The organism is Labedella endophytica (assembly GCF_003990045.1).
In the GTDB taxonomy this organism is placed as follows: domain Bacteria; phylum Actinomycetota; class Actinomycetes; order Actinomycetales; family Microbacteriaceae; genus Labedella; species Labedella endophytica.
Genome location: NZ_RZGZ01000002.1, coordinates 696,644 through 717,091, shown reverse-complemented (window position 1 = coordinate 717,091; position 20,448 = coordinate 696,644). Strand labels below are relative to the sequence as shown.

Genomic DNA, 20,448 nt, shown 5'->3' with positions numbered 1-20,448 from the left:
TCCATCCACCCAGCCCAGTCCCAGGGCTCGTTCAGGTTGCTTGAGCACGCATCGGTCGCTGAGCGTGTCGACGCGTGCCGGGTTGCGCGGAGGGTGACGTCCCGTCGACAGGTTCGGGGATCGGGTGACGGACCGGGGAGCGGCGTGGCTCGGCGGCGCCCGGGCCGGCCGCGATTAGCGTGACGGGGTGATGGATTCCAGCGACCCGTTCGACCGCTACGGGGGCGACGTGCTCGCCGGGGACTGGCGCGCGGCCGGCCGGAAGGTGATCCCGCAGGTGCCCGTCGAACGCGACATGGTGATCGAGGAGCTGGCGACCGGCTGGGTGGGCGCCGTCGTGCGCGCCGATTCCCGCATGATCGAGCTGGAGGACCGCCGCGGCAAGGTGCGGGCGTTCCCGCTCGGCCCCGGCTTCATGATCGACGGTGCGCCCGTCACGCTCACGGCCCCCGCTCCGTCGGCCGCGAAGACCGCGCCGAAGCGCACCGCCTCCGGCTCCTTCGCCGTGGAGAACCACCGCGCCCGCACCGCGCGCGCGAGCCGCATCTACGTGGAGGGCCGGCACGACGCCGAGCTCGTGGAGAAGGTGTGGGGTCACGATCTGCGCGTCGAGGGCGTGGTCGTGGAGTACCTCGGCGGCATCGACGACCTCGCGACCCACCTCGAGGAGGCGCAGCCCACGCGGGATCGCCGCATCGGGGTGCTCGTCGACCACCTCGTGCAGGGGTCGAAGGAGAGCCGCATCGTCGCGAGCGCGGTGAAGCCGGCGTTCCGCGAACACGTGCTCGTGGTGGGGCACCCGTTCATCGACGTGTGGCAGGCGGTGAAGCCGCAGCGGCTCGGCATCGAGGCGTGGCCCACGATTCCGCGGAACATCGAGTGGAAGAAGGGGATCTGCCGCTCGTTCGGCTGGCCGTACGAGACGCAAGCGGACATCGCGGCGGCGTGGCAGCACATCCTCTCGAAGGTGAACTCGTTCGGCGACCTCGAGCCCGAGCTCCTCGGCCGCGTCGAGCACCTCATCGACTTCGTCACCGAACCCACCTCCTGACCCCCTCTCTCCCTCCTAAAAACTTCCTATGGGCTCGAATTTTCGACCACATAGGAAGTTTTCAGGGGGGAGAGGGGAAAGGGGCGGGGAGGCGGGAGGCGTGGTTGGGGTGCGCTTCACGGGGTGTTCACCGGGCGGACAGCGGTGCGTCGTGTGGCGGTCCTAACCTCCGGGAGGCAGCCGAGCCATACCCGTCCTCGGCGCAGCACTGGAGGAAACCATGTCCACACGTCGAGGCCTGGCCGCACTCGCGGCCGCCGCGTCCATCACCCTGCTCCTCGGAGCATGCTCGTCCGGAGGGGCTGACGCCGCATCCGGCGGAAGCGACTCCGTCGACGCCGCCACCGCCACGAGCCTCGCCGACTTCGGGTCGCTCGCCGACCTCGAGGCCGCCGCGAAGGCCGAGGGTCAGCTCAACGTGATCGCCCTCCCGCGCGACTGGGCCAACTACGGTGCCGTCCTCGACGCGTTCGCCGCGAAGTACCCGGAGATCACGATCAACGAGGCCTCGCCCGACGCGTCGAGCGCCGAGGAGATCCAGGCCGCGGAGACGAACGCTGGCCTCGACACCGCTCCCGACGTCTTCGACCTCGGCCTCACGGTGGCCCTCGAGAACACGGACAAGTTCGCCCCGTACAAGGTGGAGCAGTGGGACTCGATCCCCGAGGCGCTGAAGGAGGAGAGCGGACTCTTCACCGGCGACTACGGCGGATACATGTCGATCGGCTACGACTCGTCGAAGTTCGACGCTCCCGAGGAGCTCAGCGACCTGCTCGACGACGACTACAAGGGTTCCGTCGCCATCAACGGCGACCCGACGCAGGCCGGTGCGGCCTTTGCCGCCGTGGGCCTCGCGACCGTGCAGAACGGCGGCGACCTCGACGACTTCGGCCCCGGCATCGAGTTCTTCAAGGAACTCAATGCTGCCGGCAACATGCTGAAGCTCGACGTCACGAGCGCCACCGTCGCCTCCGGCGAGACCCCCGTCGTCTTCGACTGGGATTACCTCAACGTGACGCACGCCGCGGACAACCCCGACTGGAAGGTCAAGATCCTCCCGGGTACGGGCTACGCCGGCTACTACAACCAGGCCGTGAACGCGGACGCGCCGAACCCCGCGGCCGCTCGCCTGTGGCAGGAGTTCCTCTACAGCGACGAGGCGCAGAACCTGTGGCTCGCCGGTGGCGCCCGCCCGGTGCTCGCCGACGCGATGGAGGAGGCCGGCACGATCGACGCCGACCTGTTCGAGGCGCTCCCCGAGGCCCCGAGCGAGGTCGTCGTGCCGACGTCCGACCAGAGCGCTACGGCGGGTGAGCTCCTCGGAGCCGAATGGGCCGCCGCGGTCGGCTAACCACCCGTGACCTCCGCAGTTCACGCGGGCGTCGGTGCCGTCGACTCCGGTCGACGGCGCCGGCGTGCCCCCGCCCCTGCAGTCCTCGGGCTGCTCCCGTTCGGCGCGTACGTCGTCGTCTTCCTCGCCCTCCCCACGGGCATCGCCCTCGCGAGCGGCCTCTTCACCGCCGACGGCGCGTTCACGCTCGACAACCTCGCGGCGCTCACGGACCCGGTGATCCTCGGCGCGTTCTGGAACTCCACGTGGTTGTCGTTCCTCACCGCGGCGATCGGCGCCGTCGTGGGCGCGGCGCTCAGCTACGCCATGCTCGGCTTCCCGGAGGGCGGCCGCGCCCGCGCGATCGTCGACGCGGCGAGCGGCGTGCTCGCCCAGTTCGGCGGCGTCATGCTCGCGTTCGCGTTCATCGCGACGATCGGCCTGCAGGGCGTCGTCACGCTCCTCTTGCAGGACGCGTTCGGGATCGACATCTTCGCCGATGGCGCGTGGATCTACGAGCTGCCCGGCCTCGTCCTGCCCTATGTCTACTTCCAGGTGCCGCTCATGGTGATCACGTTCCTCCCCGCCCTCGCGGGGCTGAAGCCCCAGTGGCTCGAGGCGACGCTGACTCTCGGCGGCACGCGCGCGGCGTTCTGGCGGAAGGTGGGGATCCCGGTGCTCGCGCCGTCGTTCCTCGCGAGCTTTCTGCTGCTCATCGCGAACGCGTTCTCGTCGTATGCGACGGCGGCCGCGCTGTCGAGCCAGGGGTCGTCGATCGTACCGCTGCAGATCCGCACGGCGCTCACGAGCGAGACGGTGCTCGGCCGAGAGAACGTGGCCGGCGTGCTCGCCCTCGGCATGATCGTGATCATGGCGGTGGTGATGACGCTCTACGCGCTCGTCCAGCGGAGGGCCGCACGATGGCAGGCCTGACCCGCACCGGCGCCCCGTCCACGGGCATGCCGGGCACGCCCGACGCGGCTGCATCTGCGGCTGCATCCGCTGCCGCCCCCACGGTGACTCCCGCCGCCCCGTCGCCGTCGGGAGCCCGCGCGCCCCGCTCCGGCCGCGTGCGCGCCACGATCGCTCCGCGCCGCGCGACCACGTGGGTGATCCTCGGCGTGGTGGGGCTCGTGTTCCTCATCCCGATCGCGTCGATGGTGGAGTTCACGCTGCGCGCCACGGGCGGCGGCTACGACCTCAGCCACTACACGGCGCTCCTCGATCCGGCCAACGCCGGGAAGTACGCGCCCATCTGGCGGGGCCTGCAGGGATCGTTCCTGCTCGCGATCACCACGGTCGCGATCGTGCTGTTCCTCCTCGCGCCCACGATGATCCTCGTGACGCTGCGCTTCCCGAAGCTGCGCCGCCCGCTCGAGTTCCTCTGCCTCCTGCCGCTGTCGATCCCGGCGATCGTGCTCGTGGTGGGGCTCGCCCCCATCTACCTGGCGATCGGTCGGGCCGTGGGAACGGGAGTCTGGACCCTCGCCTTCGCGTACGGCGTCACGGTGCTGCCGTACGCGTACCGGGCGATCCAGGCGAACCTGGACGCGATCGACGTGCGCACCCTCACGGAGGCCGCGCGGTCGCTCGGCGCCGGCTGGGGGAGCGTGCTCCTCAAGGTGCTCGCACCGAACCTGCGCGTGGGGCTCCTCTCCGCGTCGCTCATCTCGGTGGCCGTGGTGCTCGGCGAGTTCACGATCGCGTCGCTGCTCAACCGGCAGAACCTCCAGACGGCGCTCTTCGTCGTCAACAAGCAGGACCCGTACGTCGCGGTGATCCTCGCGCTCCTCGCGCTGCTCTTCGCCTTCCTGCTGCTGCTCCTCATCGGTCGCGTGGGCACGGCGGCGGCCCTCCGACGCTCCACCCCGCGAAAGGACCCGACATGACCACGGAAGCACGTGTCACCCACGCCGAGACGGCGCCGGATGCCCGCACCACGGGCTCGAACCCGCTCGTGGCGTCGGGCATCGACGGCGCGAGCGTGTCGTTCCGCGACGTCGTGAAGGAGTACGGCGGACACCGCGTGCTGCACGGCCTCGACCTCGATATCGCGGCGGGGGAGTTCGTCTCCCTGCTGGGGCCGTCGGGGTGCGGCAAGACCACGGCGCTGCGGGTGCTCGCGGGCCTCGAGTCGCCCGAGGGCGGCGTGGTGCGCATCGGCGGCACCGACGTGTCGCACGTGCCCACGAACAAGCGCGACCTCGGAATGGTGTTCCAGGCCTACTCCCTCTTCCCGCACCTCACCGCGGTGGAGAACACGATGTTCGGCCTCGGCATGCGCAAGGTGAAGAAAGCGGAGGCGCGCGACCGGGCGCTCGCCGCCCTCGAGCTCGTGGGGCTGCGCGACTTCGGCGACCGGTACCCGGCGATGCTCTCCGGCGGGCAGCAGCAGCGTGTGGCGCTCGCGCGTGCCCTCGTGACGGAGCCGCGGGTGCTGCTCCTCGACGAGCCGCTCTCAGCGCTCGATGCGAAGGTGCGCGTGCAGCTCCGCGACGAGATCCGCCGCATCCAGTTGCGGCTCGCGATCACGACCGTCTTCGTGACGCACGACCAGGAGGAGGCGCTCGCCGTCTCCGACCGGATCGCCGTGATGAACGGTGGCCGCATCGAGCAGATCGGCACGCCCGAGGAGCTCTACCGCGACCCGGCCACGCCGTTCGTCGCGGACTTCGTGGGGCTCTCGAGCGTGATCCCGGCGGAGGCGATGGGTGGTCACGCGACCGTCTTCGGCGCGCGGCTGCCACTGCGGGCGGAGCGGCCCGATGGCCCCGTGGAGGTGCTGCTGCGACCCGAGAACGTGCGGCTCGCGGCCGACGGCCGCGGCGAGCCCGCGACGGTGCTCGAGAGCACGTTCCTCGGGTCGCTGCGCCGCACGCGGCTGCGCACGGAGAGCGGGGTCGCGATCCGCATGCAGCACTCGGCGGACGAGCGGCTCGCCTTCGGCGACAACGTGCGCATCGAGGTGTCGGCGGACTCACTCGCGGTTCGCTAGCTCGACACACAGTACACCGTCTAAGGAGCACAGCTCCGCTGACTTCGTGCTCGGTGCTTTGGACAATTTCGTCCATCAACGGTGCCAGCGACTGGGACAATCCGACGCGAACAGCGAACAGCGAACAGCGAACAGCGAACAGCGAACAGGAGCAGGACTACACCGTTCCTTGCTCGAGTTTGTGGTCGTTCCGGACATTGCACCGGATGGACTGCGCGTTGACGGGCTTCGGATAGTCAAGAGCAGACGCGACTCGGCGCGATCGGTTAGAGCTCGCGAATTCTTCTAGCTGGAACCCCGGCATACAGGCCATTGTCCTCGCAATCTCGAGTGACTACTGAGCCGGCGGCGATCATACATCCTTGTCCAACGGAAAGACCGGGTAGCACAGTAGCGCCAGATCCTATCCAGACACCCGTAGCGATGGTGACGGCCAAGGACAACGATTTTGATGCTCGGCGTTCCGGCCCGCCCATCTCGTGGGTGGAGGTAATGATTCTGACGTTGTCGCCTATCTGTACGTTGTCGCCGACCGTTATGGGGGCCGCTGCATCGAAATAGCACCGATGATTTACGAACACTCCGCGTCCGAACGTGACTTCAGCGTTACCGACAATGTCGATCCCTCCCATGAACAACACGCCTTCTCCTACGCGAACTCCCGCCTGACTGACGAGAAGTGCTCGATAGCGGTGCGGCATGAGGCGAGCTGAAGCCAAAGCCATGATGAGGTCTCGAGTCAAATTTCGCTTGCTTGCGTCACGCTGAAAGCGCACAATTTCTACTTCCATTAGATGGGTTGTGACCTCAACTAAAACAGAAGGCCCCCGGGTTACCGGGGGCCTTCTCCTTTACTTCAATGTCTGAAGATCAGACGGAAGCTTTGCGACGCATCGAGCGGACCAGCAGGAGCACGACGCCGAGGCCGAGGGCTCCAGCAGCGATCCAGATGGTGGTGAGCGCGGTGCCACCGGTGACGGCCAGGCCGTCATCGGAGTCCGAGTCGCCCGAACCGGAGCCGTCAGCGGCAGCAGCCGTGATGGAGACGGCGGGAGCAACGGTCACGCCGTCCGTGGCGGCCAGCGTGTAGGTGCCGGTGGCGTTGGTGGGCAGGGTCACGTCGACGGCAACCGAACCGGAAGCGTCGGCGGCCTTCACGAAGGACTGCGTGTTGACGGCAGCCTTGAAGACGGCGAGCGTGGCGCCGACGGCGTTCTCACCCGTGAGCGTGAACGTGACGTCCGCACCCGGGATGAAGATCTCGTCGTAGCTGGCGGTGACCGTCTCACCCGGAGCCGGCGTGCCGGTAACGGTGACCGACTCCTCCGGAGCGTAGACAGCCTGAGCGGCGGTCGGAACGGCGAAGAGTGCGACGAGGGCGATACCCGCGCCCGCGATGAATTTCTTGAACAAGTTGTCCCCCTGAAGGATCGGACGGCAAAAAAAGGAGCGATCGCAGCCGTGCGTGGCAAGCAATCACGGTGCTGTGAGGCTCTGGAATCGGATCCGTCCGAGAACGGTCCAGTCACCCCAGTCTAGGGAAACTCGCAGGTAAAGCTAGGAGCCTCTGTTTCGATTGCGTGAACTCCTGGCGTGATCTCCGTAACAGCAGAACCTGAGGATTCCTCGGGAGCGAGCCAGCGGACGTGATACGTGGCCGTCTCGCCGGGGGTGAGTTCCACGGTCGTGAGGGCCACGGGCAACCCGAAATCCTCCGCCGTGCGGGCCGAAGCGGACTCGCCGCCGCGTTCGATCCCGACGAACTGCGATCCGCTCGCTCCGTAGAACGCGAGAATAATCTTCGTGTTACCAGGTGTTACACCGAACTGGCCCCCACCGGTGACGTAGCTCGGCAGGCTCGTGGCGGCGTCGGCGGGCGCCGTGCTCGTCACGGTCACCTCGATGTCGCGATACGCCCGGCCGTCGTTCCGGCAGGAGGTGTCGTCGCTGCCGACGCGGTACTCGAGATACGCGCCCATCTTGGCTCCGGTGGAGTCGTTCACGTAGACGCCGTACCGGTCTTGTCCCCCGGACTGGGTGATATCTCCGTTGAGGGAGGTGCCATCTAGGATGGCCTGTTCTGCCGGGTCGCTGCTCCAGATGAGCACGCGCCGCTCTTCCGAGGCCTGGGTCAGGGCCTCGATGAAGGGGACAGGCTCCACGTTCCCCGAGCTGATGGCCGAGAAGACCTCGGCGGCCGTCGAGGCGAAGAAGAGGTCCTGGACCGCGGTGTCGGGGTAGCGGACGTAGGCGTCCTGGAGGAGCAGCTGAACGGCGTTGTCGCTCGTGAGCTCGTCGCCCGTCGCGAGCGTGATGGGTCCGGTGGCTCGAAGTAGGTAGCTGAGGGTCATCGGGTCGAGCACGATCACGCCGTCCACCGTCGTACCGTACGACCGCTCCCACCACGCCTGAGCGAGCTCGCCGGAGAGCGGGAACTGGGGCGTGATGGTGATGTTCTGCACGAACTCCCCGGCGAGGTCTCCGTAAAGGTCTTCGGTCTCCGTGGGCAGGTCGATGATCGGGTCCTGCGTGCGGGGGAAGTCCTGGGCTGTGGCCTGCTGCGCGAGCGACATCGTGCCGTTGTCGGTGTGAAGCAGGGCAAAGGCGCCGGCGATGCCGCCGCCCGAGCGGGGTTCCGCGGAGTTCTGGAAGATGAGCAGGTAGTCACGCGGTCGGTCGCTGCCGAGCACGAGCGGCAGCAGCTGCACGGCGCGGTCGGCGGCGTCGGTGGCCGCGTCGGCCGTCTCGACGAGTCCGCCCAGGCGGTTCACCGCGTCGGTGACGGGTGAGAGGGTGCTGGAGGTGTCGATGGCGTCCACGCGGGTGTGCGCGGCCGCCGTGGCCGCCGCGGCCTGAGCCACGGTGGGTTGGGCGTCGGTGAGGGGCTGCACCGGCAGTGCGCCGTTCGTGGGGGTGAACTGGGCGAGGCCGAAGTCCTGCACCAGGTCGAGCAGCGGGTCGAGGGCGTCGGTGGCGAGGGAGTCGACGGAGCCGGCGATCTCGCGCACCGCGTGCAGGTCGTCGCCGATGAACGGGACGATCTCGAACGCGCGCCACACCGGGTCTCCCGTGAGGCTCGCCGCGGCGGACGTGTGCTCGGCGAGCCGGTCGGCGGTACCACGGGCGCGATCGGTGTCGCCGTCACCGATCGCGTCGACCACCTCGTTCGCGAGCGGCACGGCAGCCTCGAGGTGGTCGCGCGCCATCAGGGCGCGAATACCCACCCAAGCGACGGCTGCGATGAGCAGCACGGCGAAACCGGCGATGCTCCACCCGATGATGCGACGGCGCTTCGCCCGCTCGCGTCGGGAGCGCGAGCTGCCCTTTCCGGAGCCGCGCCCGCTCCGGCTCGTGCCACCCTTGCTGCTGCTGCTGCTGCTGCTGCTGCTGCTGCTGCTGCTGCTGCTGCTTGAGCTCCGGCGGCGACGTCGCCCCTTCGCCTCCCATGCCGCGAGGTCGTAGTCGGTACCCGTGCTCGTGCTCTCGGCCGCAACGCGTTCGGTGTCGGCGTCGCCCGACCCGGTGCCGTCCGCTCCAATGCTGTTGGCCCCGGCGCTCTGAGCGGCCGCGTCGTCGTCGGACGGGCTGTCGGGGTTCTTCGCGTCCGTCATGACCAGGACCCTCCGTCGTCGGTTGAGATGAGCAGGCGGTCGTCCACCCACACCCAGATTGCTCCGTCGGTCCAGTCGATCGCCGTCGATCCGGCGAGGTCGCCCGCCGGGATCGAGCTTTCCACACAGTCCACCGGCGTGCGATCGTCGTCCACACCGATCAGCGTCAGCTCCACGCCGGCGCAGCCGGCGGATCCAGCGCTCGCCACGAGGAAGCCGTCAGCGGAGTCGGTGAGGGCAACCGCGCCCGGCAGCTCGTCGAGCGTGCTCCACGAGGCGCCCGCGTCGGTCGTGACGTGCAGCGAGCTGTCGCTGCACAACACGGCGGCGGTGTCGTCACCGAGCGGCGCCACCGTCACGGTCGCGTCGCACGGAGCGGCCACGTCGCCTCCGGGCGCGTGCACGGTGGACCCGCCCACGGGCGAGAGGTACCAGCTGCCCTCGAGCTGATCGGGGTACTCGGCGAAGTCCGCGCCGCCCACGAAGGTGCGCGCGACGGCGGGGTCGCACTCCGCGCCCGAGCCGAGGAAGGTCGCCGTGTCGGCGTCGGTCACGAGGATGCGTTGCAGGGCCGTCACTCCGGTGAGGCCCGTGAGATCGGCGCTTGACCAGGTGGCGCCGCCGTCGATTGTGAGCTCGGGGGCTACCGCTGTATCCGGGCACGATCCCGTGGTGGCGCGCCACGCGACGCTCGCGTCGAGCGCGGCCAGGATGCGTGTGGGCGGCACCGCGGTCACGGAGGAGGGTGCTGCGTCCGTCGGAGTGGGGGAGGCCGTGGGGGTGGGCCTCGACGACTCGCTCGACGTGGGCACCACGGCGGGCGTCGAGCCGTTGTCACGCGCCGAGGTGGACTGCAGGGCGAGCACCACGAGCAGGATGTCGACGGCGATGAAGAGGGCGATACCGATCACGGCGAGCCAGCGCTTCCGCGCCTCTCGAGCCGGGGAATGCCGGCGTGGCTTCGGCATCGCTAGCGCGTTCCGGGAGTCGTCGGCGTGGTGAGACGGGCCGCGTGACGCAGCATGCGCACGACGATTTCGGCCGCGGGGATCAGCTGCGCGGCCGATTCGCGGTACACCGCGTCGCCGCGGCGATACGGGTCCACGATGTCGTCGTCGTTCGGGTCCTCGGGGCGCTCCACGAGCCCGCGGCGCGCGGCGACGGACCGCACGGCCTCCGCGAGCCGCTCGCTCACGGCATCGAGCGGAAGGGCCGCCGCGTCGGCGAGCTCCTCGTCGGTGATGCCGTCGGCCAGGCGGGCGAACTCGCGCAGCGTGAACGAGGTGCGGGCGGCGCGGGGTCGCAGTTCAACGATCTCCCGGCGGTGTTCGCGGGACATCGCGAAGATCAGGGCCGACGCATCCACGAGAGCGGGGGTCAGGTCGCGAGAGACGTGGCTCTCGGACCCCGTGCCACCGAATTCCTCCGAGAGGGCGGCGGCCTCGGGTGTCATCGGGCTGCCGGTCATCGCGTAGGTACCGGCGCTCGACACGGTGACGGGGACGATGTCCGCGAGTCCCGAGCGCAGTACCTGCTCGGCGAGGGGGGACCGGCAGATGTTCCCGGTGCACACCGTGAGGATCTGGAAGCTGGCGGTCATGGTGTCTCTCGGGTCGGGCCGTTCAGGTGGCGGAGGGTGCTCCGGAGACGGTGGCTACGGACGGGCGGACGCGTTGTCGCGCTCGGCCGCCTCGTTGCCCTCTTCGACCCCGTAGCCGTAGCCATAGCCGTAGCGGCCGTAACCGTAGGCGTCGGGGCCCGAGGTGGGCAGCATCGTGAGGATGATGCCCGAGACGGGGGCGCCCACGTGCTCGAGCGTGGTCACAGCACCCTCGAGCTGGTGCTTCGTGGTGCGGCCGGCGGCCACCACCACGAGGGCACCGCCCACGAGCTTGCCCAGGATGGCGCTGTCCGTGACGGGCAGCAGCGGCGGAGCGTCGTAGATCACGTGGTCGAAGTCCTTCGCCAGGGTCTCCACGAGGTGCTCCATGCTGGGGGAGCCGAGCAGCTCGCTCGGGTTCGGCGGGATCTTGCCGGCCGGCAGCACCGTGACCGACGAGCGGCCCCAGGGCTGCAGCACGTCGCCCAGCTCGGCCCGGCCGATGAGCACATCGGTGAGGCCCACGCCACCCTCGATGCCCATGTAGTCGGCCACCTTGGGGCGGCGCAGGTCACCGTCCACGAGCACCACGCGCGAGCCCGCGGCCGCGAGCGCGATCGCGAGGTTCGCTGCGGTGGTGCTCTTGCCCTCGGCCTCGATGGACGAGGTGACCACGAAGCTGTGGCCGGCGCTTCCGGCGCCGATGAACTGCAGGTTGGTGCGCAGGCTGCGGAACGACTCGGCGCGCGGGCTACGGGGGTCGTCCTGCACGATGAGCGGGCGAGCGACGGCCTTGGGGTCGTAGGCGATGCCGCCGACGATCGCGGCCTCGGTCACGCTCTTCACGTCGCGCTCCGTGCGGATGCGGGTGTCGAGTACTTCGCGCAGCACGCCGAAACCCACACCGAGGGCGAGGCCAACGAGCAACCCGAGGACGATGTTGGCGGGAACGTTCGGGCTAACAGGTGCAGACGGTACGGACGCCTGCTGCACAAGACTGAGTTTCACGGGAGAGACTGAGCCTTCTTCGAGCGGTCGTTCGAGTGTGTCTACCACGCTCGTGAGGCTCTCCGAGGTGCCGTTTGCGAGTTCCGCAGCGAGTACGGGATCCGCGTTCGTCACGGTGATCTCGATGAGGGACGTGCTCTCCGGAGCCGACGCGGAAATAGTCCGTCCGAGGGCGCCGGCATCGGTCTGGAGACGGAGTTCCGCAATAACCGGAAGCAGTACCACCGGAGTCGAGACGAGATCGGCATACGTCTGCACGCGCTGCGTCGTAAAGGCATTGCCCTGGGCCAAGTCAGTGACCGTGCCGCCCGACTGAGTCGAGACGAAGACCTTGCTCGTCGCGCTATAGAGCGGCGTCTGTAGCAGCGAGTAGCCCGCGGACGCGGCGATGCCGAGAAGCGCCATCGCGGTGATGAGGATCCAGCTCTTGCGTAGGATCCGAATGTAGTCGCGCAACTCCACGCTGGCGGCCTTCCCTCGTTGTGGCGGCACCCGATGAAGCGCCCTTCCGGATCATGCTGCCACACATCCGGCTGCAGTCCGCTTCGGTGAGGGGCGGGTGTCCCGCTACGGTGGCACTCATGTCCGCCCCTCGCCGTTGGAGCCTGATGGTGCCCCTCGCGGGGCTGGCGGCGGCCGTTCTCCTGCTGCCGTTCGCGGGGACCGCGCTCGTTCCCGAGCCGATCCGCGAGCTCTCGTCGTACCTCGTGGTGTGGATACCGCTCGTGGCGGCGGTGGTCGTCGCGGTGCGACTCGCCATGCGACGGAGGAGCGAACCGTGGTGGCGGACGCTGCGCCTGCCGCTCTCGGTGATGGGGGCGGCCGTGGGTGTCTTCGTCGGCCTCGCCGCTCGGACGGCTGGCGTGATCCTCGAGGTGCTTGTCACTGGGCGAATCGGCGTAGGTCCGGGCATTGCGGGGAACGGCGCCACTATCGCGCTCGGTCTCGCAACGGCTATCGTCGCCTCGGTCATCTTGGCACCGGTGATCGAGGAGTCATTCTTCCGTGGCGCGCTGTTGCCTGCAGTGGAGGAACGCTTCGGCCGTGGGCGCGGCAGAGCGTGGCTGGGCATCGCGCTCGTAGCGATCGTCTTTGCGGCGGTGCACGCGCTCGCGGGAGGCTCTCCGCTCGCCGTCGCCATCACCCTCCTGGCGGGGGTCGGCTTCGGGGCAGTGGCCCGCGCTCAGGGGGTGGGATCGGCCATGGTCGCGCATGTCGTTTTCAACGCCTCCGGGCTCGTGTTGACGTTCGGATCAGCGGGCGTGTCCCCCCTTCCGCCGACACTCGCACTGGGGTAAATCGTCACCTACTAGAAACCTTCATCTGAATACACTGGGGGGACCACGTAAGTGGAGGGGTCCGAAGTACGTGGTGATCGGCCAGTAGAGGGGTCCGACGTGAGTTCCGATGTGCAGACTGAAGTTGTGACACCGTCGTCAGCCCGTGAACCGCGCCCTGCCGAGGCCGCTCAACCCGTCGGCCGGCGTCGTGACTGGCGCCGAAGCTACGCGCGGCGGCTCGCCGTCACAGATTTCCTCGCCCTTGTGTGGGTGGTCTTCGGTGTGCAGATCGTCTGGCTCGGTGTCGACGACGCTGACTCGACGCGCATTCCGGCACCGGGCGAAGCCCCTCTTGCGGTGAGTTATACCATTGTCTCTATCGTGCTCACGGCGCTGTGGGTATTCTCGCTTCGCTTCGGAGGCACGCGTAACTACCGCGTGGTGGGTGCGGGCTCAACGGAATACAAGCTCGTGGCCGACGCAAGCGTGCGGCTCTTCGGCCTCGTCGCGATCATCGCCTTTATCTTCAAGATCGACATCGCTCGCGGCTACATCCTGCTCGCGTTCCCGGTGGGCATCGTGGTGCTCCTCTTCTTCCGGTGGGCGTGGCGGCAATGGCTCGCGGTGGAGCGCTCGCAGGGGCGCTTCGCCTCCAATGTGCTGCTCATCGGGTCGGAGCAGAGCGTGGTACACATCGCCACGCAGCTCTCCCGCGACACCAGCGCCGGCTATCGCGTCGTGGGCGCGTGGGTGAAGGGGTACCCGGCGGGAGCCGAGCTCGAGGGCATGCCCGTGCGCACCTCCCAGGAGTACGACTCCATCGTGGAGGCGCTCGACACATTCGGAGCCGACACCGTGGTGGTCACGAGTAGCGACGCGCTGTCGCCGCAGGAGCTGCGGGAGCTCAGCTGGCAGCTGCTTCCGGGCATCCACCACTTGGTGCTCGCCCCGAGCCTCACCGACGTGGGTGGCCCCCGCATCCACACGCGGCCCGTTGCAGGCCTCCCGCTCATCCACGTGGAGACACCACGAAGTGAGGGCTGGAAGAAGTACGGCAAGCGGAGCTTCGACGTTCTGGGCTCCGGGGCGATGCTGCTCGCGCTCAGCATTCCGCTGCTGCTGGTGGCGCTCGCCGTGAAGCTCACGAGCCGCGGCCGCGTGTTGTACCGGCAGGAGCGTGTGGGGCTCAACGGCAAACCGTTCGAGATGCTCAAGTTCCGTTCCATGCGGGAGAACGCCGATTCCGAGCTGCAGCAGCTACTCACCGCTCAGGGCACGGACGGCAAACCACTCTTCAAGGTGAAGAACGACCCGCGCCTCACCTCCATCGGCAAGGTGCTGCGCAAGTACTCGATAGACGAGTTCCCCCAGCTGCTCAACGTGCTGAAAGGTGACATGAGCCTGGTCGGCCCGCGCCCGCAGCGCGAGGCCGAAGTGGCGCTGTACGACAACATCGCCTACCGACGCCTTCTGATTAAGCCGGGCATGAGCGGGCTGTGGCAGATAAGCGGGCGATCTGAGCTCTCCTGGGAGGACGCGATTCGGCTTGACCTCTTCTACGTGGAGAACTGGTCGCTGATGGGGGATCTCAACATTCTGTGGCGCACTGTGAAAGCCGTCGTGGCGCCCGGCGCGAGTGCCATTTAGTTGAAGAGAGAATTGATGCCGTCGAGTGCACGTACGGTTGAGCAAGACCGGCGCACAATCAGCGACAGGGCTCCCAACCCTTCTGGTCACAGTGACAGTGGTCACGGTTGAAGACGTCACAGCCTGGGCGGTTGTTCGGCGAGTTTGCCTGGGTTGCGATCGGCCGAGTGATCGCAGCTCTCCTTCAAGCCGCCATGCTCGCGCTCGTGGCCCGGTCGGTGTTGCCCGAGCAGTTTGGTCTCCTATCCGCCCTGCTCGGAGTTGCAACCTTCGCTCAGACCGCGTCTGACCTTGGAATAGCGACCTTCGTCCTGCGAGAACGTGCACGAGAGCCCGATAGCCCCGCAGTGGCGGCGGGACTGCGCGTCAACCAGTGGACGTCGCTCGCGCTCGCTATAACATCGGTCTTCCTCATTGCAGGCGGTGCGCTACTTATAGATCCTCTGTTCTGGTTCATGCTTCCTCTTGCGGTTTGGGCCGCTGCTGAGAGGAACGCGGATACACGCGTCGGGCTGGCTGTAGCTGACGGCCGGGCGGCTATCAGCGTTATCAATCTCGTCGTACGTCGGGCGTCTGCGCTTGTCGTGTTCGCGGCCCTAACTCTCCTCGGTCTCCACGGCGTGCTTGCATACTCAATCGCGGTTGCTCTTGCGGGTCTCGGATCGGCAGTCTGGGCGAACTACTACGTTCGACGGCACATCTCGGCGCTTCCCTCGTCGATGCGGTTGGCCATCCGCAGCGCGCGCCCCTTTTGGTTCAATTCCGCAGCAATGCAGGCAAGGAACTTTGACGCAACGATCGTTGGACTTGCGGGGGGCGCGGTCGCTGCGGGCCTCTATTCCGCAGCGAGCCGCCTGACCGTTCCGTTACAGATCCTTCCGACATCGATGGCCACTGTCGTCGTCCCCGCATCAATCAGAGCGGTGAGGGATGGGCTATCTCTCCGGCCCTTAGCCCGAAGCCTGGTAGCAACCACAGGCCTCATGGTCGCGTTTTCCGCGGCGCTCATTCTGGTAGTCCCGCTCTTGTTGCCCGCGATCCTGGGCGATGCATACCAGGGGTCAGTCCCTGTTATCCAGATTGTGGTCGCATTCTTGCCCTTTTCTGCGGTGAGCTCACTGCTCACCGCCCTTCTGCAGGGGCTGGGCGACGGGGTACTTGTCGCCGCGATTGCCGTGTCGGTGACGCTCGTGTGTCTTGCCCTGGTGCTCATTGGCACGACTGTCGCAGGGCCTGCGGGCGCGGCAGTCGGTCTCGGCGTTTCATTTGGGCTCCAGAGTGTCCTTCTGGGATTGCGAGTTCGGCCCGTTGTCCGCCGAGCACGACGCCGTTTGAACTAGAAGCAGCACCGATCGGGCGTTCTCCTGTAGTGAGATGTCGCTCCGAATGTTTCTTCTGCTCGAAGGAACTTCGAATCAGTCGTGTAGTTCGACTCGATGCGCAACTTCCCGGGCTGCCAGCGTGAAAAAAACTGAGGCTCGGCCCGGCTTACGGTGAGATTATTTGGCGTATGCCCGGAGTCGATGGACCAACGGCCCAACTAGGTCGAGGACAACTCGCTTCGTGCTGCGGCCGCTCAGCCCCATCACTTTAGAGGCTTGCCGAACGAACACATCCTCATCGGAAGACCAGAACCAAGATTTTTGGTCCATCACGGAATCAAACATGGCGGAGAAGCCTCTGTCCTTCTCCGCCGGTAGGTGCCAGGCGTGTAGTCCTTGGTCGGAAGGTGCAACGTTTCTGTGGCTGTGGGCCGTCCAGACGCGTTTGACGTGAGTGCTCAAGGATTCGCGTGGAACAAATCGGAGAGCGAAGTTGAGGACATGTTCCTCGGTGAAGAAGTGCGGGGATTTAGTTGCGAAAGAATCGAGCGCTGCGGACCAGGCCACCGCGGCGTTGCTCCTTACAGCAGACATGTGCTCCCGGGGTATCACGTAGAACTCGCCGCCATAGTGATCGGCAAGGCTATCTTGTCCGCCAAGCTGAACGTGAATGCGCTGTGCTTGGCGACGAGAGAGGCCGTTGACGACGCGATCTGGCTCGTAAGGCAAAGGTAGAACGCCCACCTTCCCTTTGAGCGCGTCGACCACATCGGCGAGAGGTCGAAGCACCAGAACGTCGGGGTCCATAAGAATCACCTGATCGTCATCGACTGCATTCAGGGCGTCTAGGAGGAAGAGGGAACCTTCGAAGGCTGGAGTGAAGCCGGCTGGGGGGCGGTGAAGGAACTCGACGACTATTGTCTCTACCTCAAATTGGTCGAGAGCCACTTTAAACTTCGGAGGTGCGCTCTCGTTAGAAACGAGAATGAGTCGAACTTGCGGGTCAACTCGCCGTGCAGAGGCGAAACTCACAATCATCGACTTGTAGTAAGCCTCTGCCTGATCAACACCGGCTTTCAAGTTCGGATTGTTTTCCTTTGCGACCCTCACAAACGGTATTGCGACCGTGACACCCATTTGGTTCCCTTCGAATTTAGAGATCGAGAATGACCAATCGAGCGAATGTGCCGCCGTGGCCGAAGTGCCCGTCTTTCTGGTTTGTGCGTCTAGAGCTCTCCCCGGTAGGACGCCTCAAGGCGGCCGACGACTGCGCCCATCGAGAAATCTTGTGTGACCATGTGGCGAGCGGCCTGCCCCATTGCCCTGCGCATCTCACCATCCGAAAGTAGTCGTCGGATCGCTTCTTCAAGCGCATATGTGGTGCTGTCGACGACGATCCCTGCCCCGGCTCGTTGAATGGCCCCAGCCAAGCCGCAGCTGTCTGTCACGATCACCGGAATTCCCAGAGACATCGCTTCCAGGACGGACATTGGGAAAGGCTCGTCCACTGATGGCAGAACGTAGATCGACGCGTGCGACATCCGATCTAGGGTCCTGTCGGGTGAGAGAGCGCCCTCCCAAGCGATTTGGTCATCGTCGATCGAGCGTTTCCCTCGGCGAATCAAATCATCTACTGTCGCGCCTTCGCCCTCATCTGGGCCGACCAAGGAGAATCGCGCGGTGGAGAATACCTTGCTCAGTCGCTGAGCGACCTCGACGAATGTGGCCGGTCGTTTCCGTTTATGCAACCGCGCGAGATACAAGACTTCGATCCCGGCTTCCGGTTTCCCTTCGTTCTCCGCGACTAAAGAAATCGGAACACCATTGGGAAGGTAATCCAGGAGCGCGGCCGGCCCGATGACATCCTGGAGATCCAGTCGTTCTCGCGGCGTCAAGAAGAACCTCGATCCGGCCCCGCGAAGAGCGGGCCGGGTATAGACGGCGTCCAGGGGAACGGCGAGTAGCTTCCTCGTCGCGTCGATCATTCCGTGAGTCTGCGTGACGTACCGCGTTCCAGATCTCTGCGCGATCCGTGCAAGCGGGAGCGTAGTTAAACTTCGCGAAAGGTGAAAGTGAATAGCATCAAAAGAAGAATGGTTTCGACGGAACCACCGGTAAAGGCCCGCCGAGACCAGCCCAGCGAAACCTGAACCAGGCACCAAATTGTGCGCGGTAAACAGGTGTGCCGGGATGCCTGAGACGTCTGATGGAGGTCCTTGCGTGTAACCAGATGCGGCACCGGCAATGTGGATTTCGTGACCACGCTCACGGAGGGCGTGTGACTGATTGACCGCTACGGTGATTGGCCCGCCGAACCCGCCAGTCGGGGTCATGAGCGGAACGACCTGAAGTATTCTCACGCCTGCGCCACGGGCCTTGCGTAATAGAACGATGCCGCCTGTCGAGGCTGGAGCCACGCTGTCATTTGAACCGCTTCCCAAGGACCGTGCTCGACGGTGGCCCAAACACGGTGTTCTCCTCGACCGGCCCCGAGACGACAGCGTGCGGTGTGATGAGGGAGTTTCGACCGATATCGGCACCGCCGAGGATCACGCAGCGGGAGGTCACCCAGGCGCCGTCGCCGATTACCACCGGCCGGGTGATGAGGCCCATGTCGCGACGGTGGGCGTGACTTCCGGTGGTGATGAACGTCTCTTGCGAGACCACCGCGTCGTGTCCAATGTAGACATGGTCCTGGTTGTGGAACCACACGCCTTCCCCGATCCAGCAGTCGTTCCCGATGTGCAGCTTCCAGGGGAACTTCACCCGTGCGCGGGGACGGAAGACGACTCCGTGGCCGATCTCCGCACCGAACGCACGGAGGACGCGATTCCGGAGAGACGAACTGATCTGCCACGGATTGGTGACGAAGATCAGCTCAACGACGGCCCACAGGTAGATGGTCGATTTCGGGCGGTCCCATGCCGCGTGCTCACCGGGTGCCTCGGCCAGCGGGATCACGCGGTGAGGGCTCGTTTTCGATTTCTCCACCAAAGGAATGCCCTTCTTTGTCGACCGTCGGAACGGCGTCGGTCGCGGTGGAAGAAGCCGCACGCGGCCTGCCGGTCGGCAGCCCCGCGATGACCTTTCCCGATCTCACCATAGCGGCCGGATGAAGCGCGGCCCCCGAAGGAGTGTCACTCGAAACGAGATGTTCACGCGGCCGCCGCTGGAGGCAGCGGAACCCCTACTAGTGTCGAGAAGGTGACTTCAGAGGGACGTCGAATCGCGGTGCTGTCCGCCCATTTCTCGCCGGAGACGACGGGGAACGCCCCGTACGTCGGGCGCTTGGCAACAGGCCTCGTGCAGCGTGGGCTCGGCGTCCGCGTTCTCACCGCGCACCCGCACTATCCGGAATGGACCATCCGGGAGGGGTACGGCCAGTGGAGCCGTCGCGACGACCGGGACGGCGTGGTCGTGCTCCGTCACCTCCACTACGTGCCGAGGAGCCCGAGCAACCTCAAGCGACTGGCCGCCGAGCTCTCTCTCGGCCTCCGGTTCGCCTTCTCCCGGTGGGGAAAGCCCGACGTGATCCTGCTCGTCTCGCCTGCGCTCTTCTCGTCGACGGTCGCCATGGTGAAGGCCCGACTGTTGCACCCGCGCACCCCCGTGGGCGTATGGGTGCAGGACATCTACTCGGTCGGCGCCACCGAGACCGGCGGTAACTCCACGGTCGCCGCCGTCATCAAGCGCATCGAGGCGTGGCTGTTCCGGAGCGCCGACGGTGTATCCGTGATCCACGACCGCTTTGCCACGGTGATGACGACGAGCCTCGGGGTGGAGCCGTCCCGCGTGGAAGTGATCCGCAACTGGACCCACGTGGGGGGAACCCCCGCGCAGGATCGTGCGAGCTGGCGCGCGACGCTCGGCTGGCCGGAGGACGCCACGGTCGTGCTTCACGCCGGCAACATGGGAGTGAAGCAGGGGCTCGAGAACGTGGTCGATGCGGCCCGCGTTGCCGACAGTTCCGACCGTGACGTGCGTTTCGTGCTCATGGGCGACGGCAACCAGAAGGCCACCCTGGTCGACTACGCCAAGGGAGTGCGGTCGATCACGTTCCTCGAGTCGGTGTCGAACGAGGACTTCATGAACGTGCTCGGCGCGGCAGACGTACTCCTCGTGAATGAGAAGCTCGGCGTAGCCGAGATGTCCGTACCCAGCAAGCTCACCTCGTACTTCAAGGTCGGGCGGCCAGTGCTCGCCGCCACGGCGGACGAGGGAGCAACGGCCACCGAGCTCCGCTCGTCCCAGGCCGGTGAGCATGTGCCTGCCGGTGACCCGCGCGCCCTTCTCGACGCGGCGATCGCGCTCGGCGACGACACAGTGCGCTCGGACACGCTCGGCCGGAACGGTCAAGAGTTTGCCGCCCGGGTGCTCGATGAGACCGCCGCCATCGACCACCACGCCCGGTGGCTGTCGTCACTCCGACGGGGGTGAGGCATGACCGTGTCCGGATTGCATCCGCCCGACATAATGGCAGGACGGCCACTCGGTCATCCCGTCTTCCCAGCGCCGCAGAGACGAACCCCCTCACCCGCACCACACGATCGCGCACGATCGGTCGGGCCGGCTCGCCAGGCCCGACGATAAGAACCGCAACGAGA

At 66.6% G+C, this 20,448-nt stretch carries 18 protein-coding genes; 9 read left to right on the top strand and 9 right to left on the bottom strand.

Annotation, left to right across the window (positions count from 1 at the left end; translation table 11 throughout):
- Positions 1-190 precede the first annotated feature (190 nt).
- The 5 genes from ELQ94_RS06955 (at position 191) to ELQ94_RS06935 (ending at position 5,376) form a co-directional block, all read left to right on the top strand.
- The gene (locus ELQ94_RS06955; RefSeq protein WP_127050156.1) at positions 191-1,051 is read left to right on the top strand and encodes a DUF3097 domain-containing protein; all 861 of its coding nucleotides are present in this window, start codon (positions 191-193) and stop codon (positions 1,049-1,051) included.
- A gap of 220 nt (positions 1,052-1,271) precedes the next feature.
- Positions 1,272-2,402 carry an ABC transporter substrate-binding protein gene (locus tag ELQ94_RS06950; RefSeq protein WP_127048562.1) on the top strand — a complete coding sequence of 377 codons (1,131 nt, stop codon included), beginning with the start codon at positions 1,272-1,274 and terminating at the stop codon, positions 2,400-2,402.
- Between the two features lie 6 nt (positions 2,403-2,408).
- The gene (locus tag ELQ94_RS06945) at positions 2,409-3,314 is read left to right on the top strand and encodes an ABC transporter permease (RefSeq protein WP_208007576.1); all 906 of its coding nucleotides are present in this window, start codon (positions 2,409-2,411) and stop codon (positions 3,312-3,314) included.
- Positions 3,302-4,270: an ABC transporter permease gene (locus tag ELQ94_RS06940; protein ID WP_243696902.1), complete on the top strand. Its 969-nt coding sequence runs from the start codon at positions 3,302-3,304 to the stop codon at positions 4,268-4,270. The genes ELQ94_RS06945 and ELQ94_RS06940 overlap by 13 nt, the downstream gene beginning before the upstream one ends.
- A complete protein-coding gene (locus tag ELQ94_RS06935) occupies positions 4,267-5,376 on the top strand; it encodes an ABC transporter ATP-binding protein (RefSeq protein ID WP_127048560.1) in 1,110 nt (369 codons plus the stop codon). Before ELQ94_RS06940 ends, ELQ94_RS06935 begins: the two co-directional genes overlap by 4 nt.
- Positions 5,377-5,642: 266 nt before the next feature.
- On the opposite strand, the gene ELQ94_RS17735 is transcribed toward ELQ94_RS06935, so the two are convergent.
- The 6 genes from ELQ94_RS17735 to ELQ94_RS06900 form a co-directional block, all read right to left on the bottom strand.
- Entirely contained in the window at positions 5,643-5,852 is a 210-nt protein-coding gene (locus ELQ94_RS17735; protein ID WP_424977190.1) for an acyltransferase, read from the bottom strand.
- Positions 5,853-6,246: 394 nt separating this feature from the next.
- On the bottom strand, positions 6,247-6,789 hold the full coding sequence (locus tag ELQ94_RS06925) for a hypothetical protein (protein WP_127048556.1): 543 nt from the start codon (positions 6,787-6,789) through the stop codon (positions 6,247-6,249).
- A gap of 122 nt (positions 6,790-6,911) precedes the next feature.
- Positions 6,912-8,987, bottom strand: a complete 2,076-nt coding sequence (locus ELQ94_RS06920) for a DUF4012 domain-containing protein (RefSeq protein WP_166404678.1) — start codon at positions 8,985-8,987, stop codon at positions 6,912-6,914.
- Entirely contained in the window at positions 8,984-9,955 is a 972-nt protein-coding gene (locus tag ELQ94_RS06910; protein ID WP_127048551.1) for a hypothetical protein, read from the bottom strand. The genes ELQ94_RS06920 and ELQ94_RS06910 overlap by 4 nt, the downstream gene beginning before the upstream one ends.
- A gap of 2 nt (positions 9,956-9,957) precedes the next feature.
- A complete protein-coding gene (locus ELQ94_RS06905) occupies positions 9,958-10,587 on the bottom strand; it encodes an arsenate reductase/protein-tyrosine-phosphatase family protein (protein ID WP_127048549.1) in 630 nt (209 codons plus the stop codon).
- Positions 10,588-10,641: 54 nt separating this feature from the next.
- A complete protein-coding gene (locus tag ELQ94_RS06900) occupies positions 10,642-12,057 on the bottom strand; it encodes a tyrosine-protein kinase domain-containing protein (protein ID WP_127048547.1) in 1,416 nt (471 codons plus the stop codon).
- 119 nt (positions 12,058-12,176) lie between these two features.
- Between ELQ94_RS06900 and ELQ94_RS06895 the strand changes: the two genes are divergently transcribed.
- From ELQ94_RS06895 to ELQ94_RS06885, 3 genes are all read left to right on the top strand, one after another.
- A complete protein-coding gene (locus tag ELQ94_RS06895; protein ID WP_166404677.1) occupies positions 12,177-12,893 on the top strand; it encodes a CPBP family intramembrane glutamic endopeptidase in 717 nt (238 codons plus the stop codon).
- A gap of 99 nt (positions 12,894-12,992) precedes the next feature.
- Positions 12,993-14,522: a sugar transferase gene (locus tag ELQ94_RS06890; RefSeq protein ID WP_243696901.1), complete on the top strand. Its 1,530-nt coding sequence runs from the start codon at positions 12,993-12,995 to the stop codon at positions 14,520-14,522.
- 107 nt (positions 14,523-14,629) lie between these two features.
- Positions 14,630-15,862: a lipopolysaccharide biosynthesis protein gene (locus ELQ94_RS06885; RefSeq protein WP_127048543.1), complete on the top strand. Its 1,233-nt coding sequence runs from the start codon at positions 14,630-14,632 to the stop codon at positions 15,860-15,862.
- Between the two features lie 159 nt (positions 15,863-16,021).
- Here the strand turns inward: ELQ94_RS06885 and ELQ94_RS06880 are convergent, their stop codons facing one another.
- From ELQ94_RS06880 to ELQ94_RS06870, 3 genes are all read right to left on the bottom strand, one after another.
- Positions 16,022-16,981, bottom strand: coding sequence for a hypothetical protein (locus ELQ94_RS06880; RefSeq protein ID WP_127048540.1), 960 nt, complete (start codon positions 16,979-16,981; stop codon positions 16,022-16,024).
- Positions 16,982-17,070: 89 nt separating this feature from the next.
- Entirely contained in the window at positions 17,071-18,177 is a 1,107-nt protein-coding gene (locus ELQ94_RS06875; RefSeq protein WP_127048538.1) for a glycosyltransferase, read from the bottom strand.
- Between the two features lie 88 nt (positions 18,178-18,265).
- Entirely contained in the window at positions 18,266-18,835 is a 570-nt protein-coding gene (locus tag ELQ94_RS06870; protein ID WP_341807729.1) for an LbetaH domain-containing protein, read from the bottom strand.
- Positions 18,836-19,048: 213 nt separating this feature from the next.
- Between ELQ94_RS06870 and ELQ94_RS06865 the strand changes: the two genes are divergently transcribed.
- Positions 19,049-20,281, top strand: coding sequence for a glycosyltransferase (locus ELQ94_RS06865; RefSeq protein WP_243696900.1), 1,233 nt, complete (start codon positions 19,049-19,051; stop codon positions 20,279-20,281).
- Positions 20,282-20,448 lie beyond the last annotated feature (167 nt).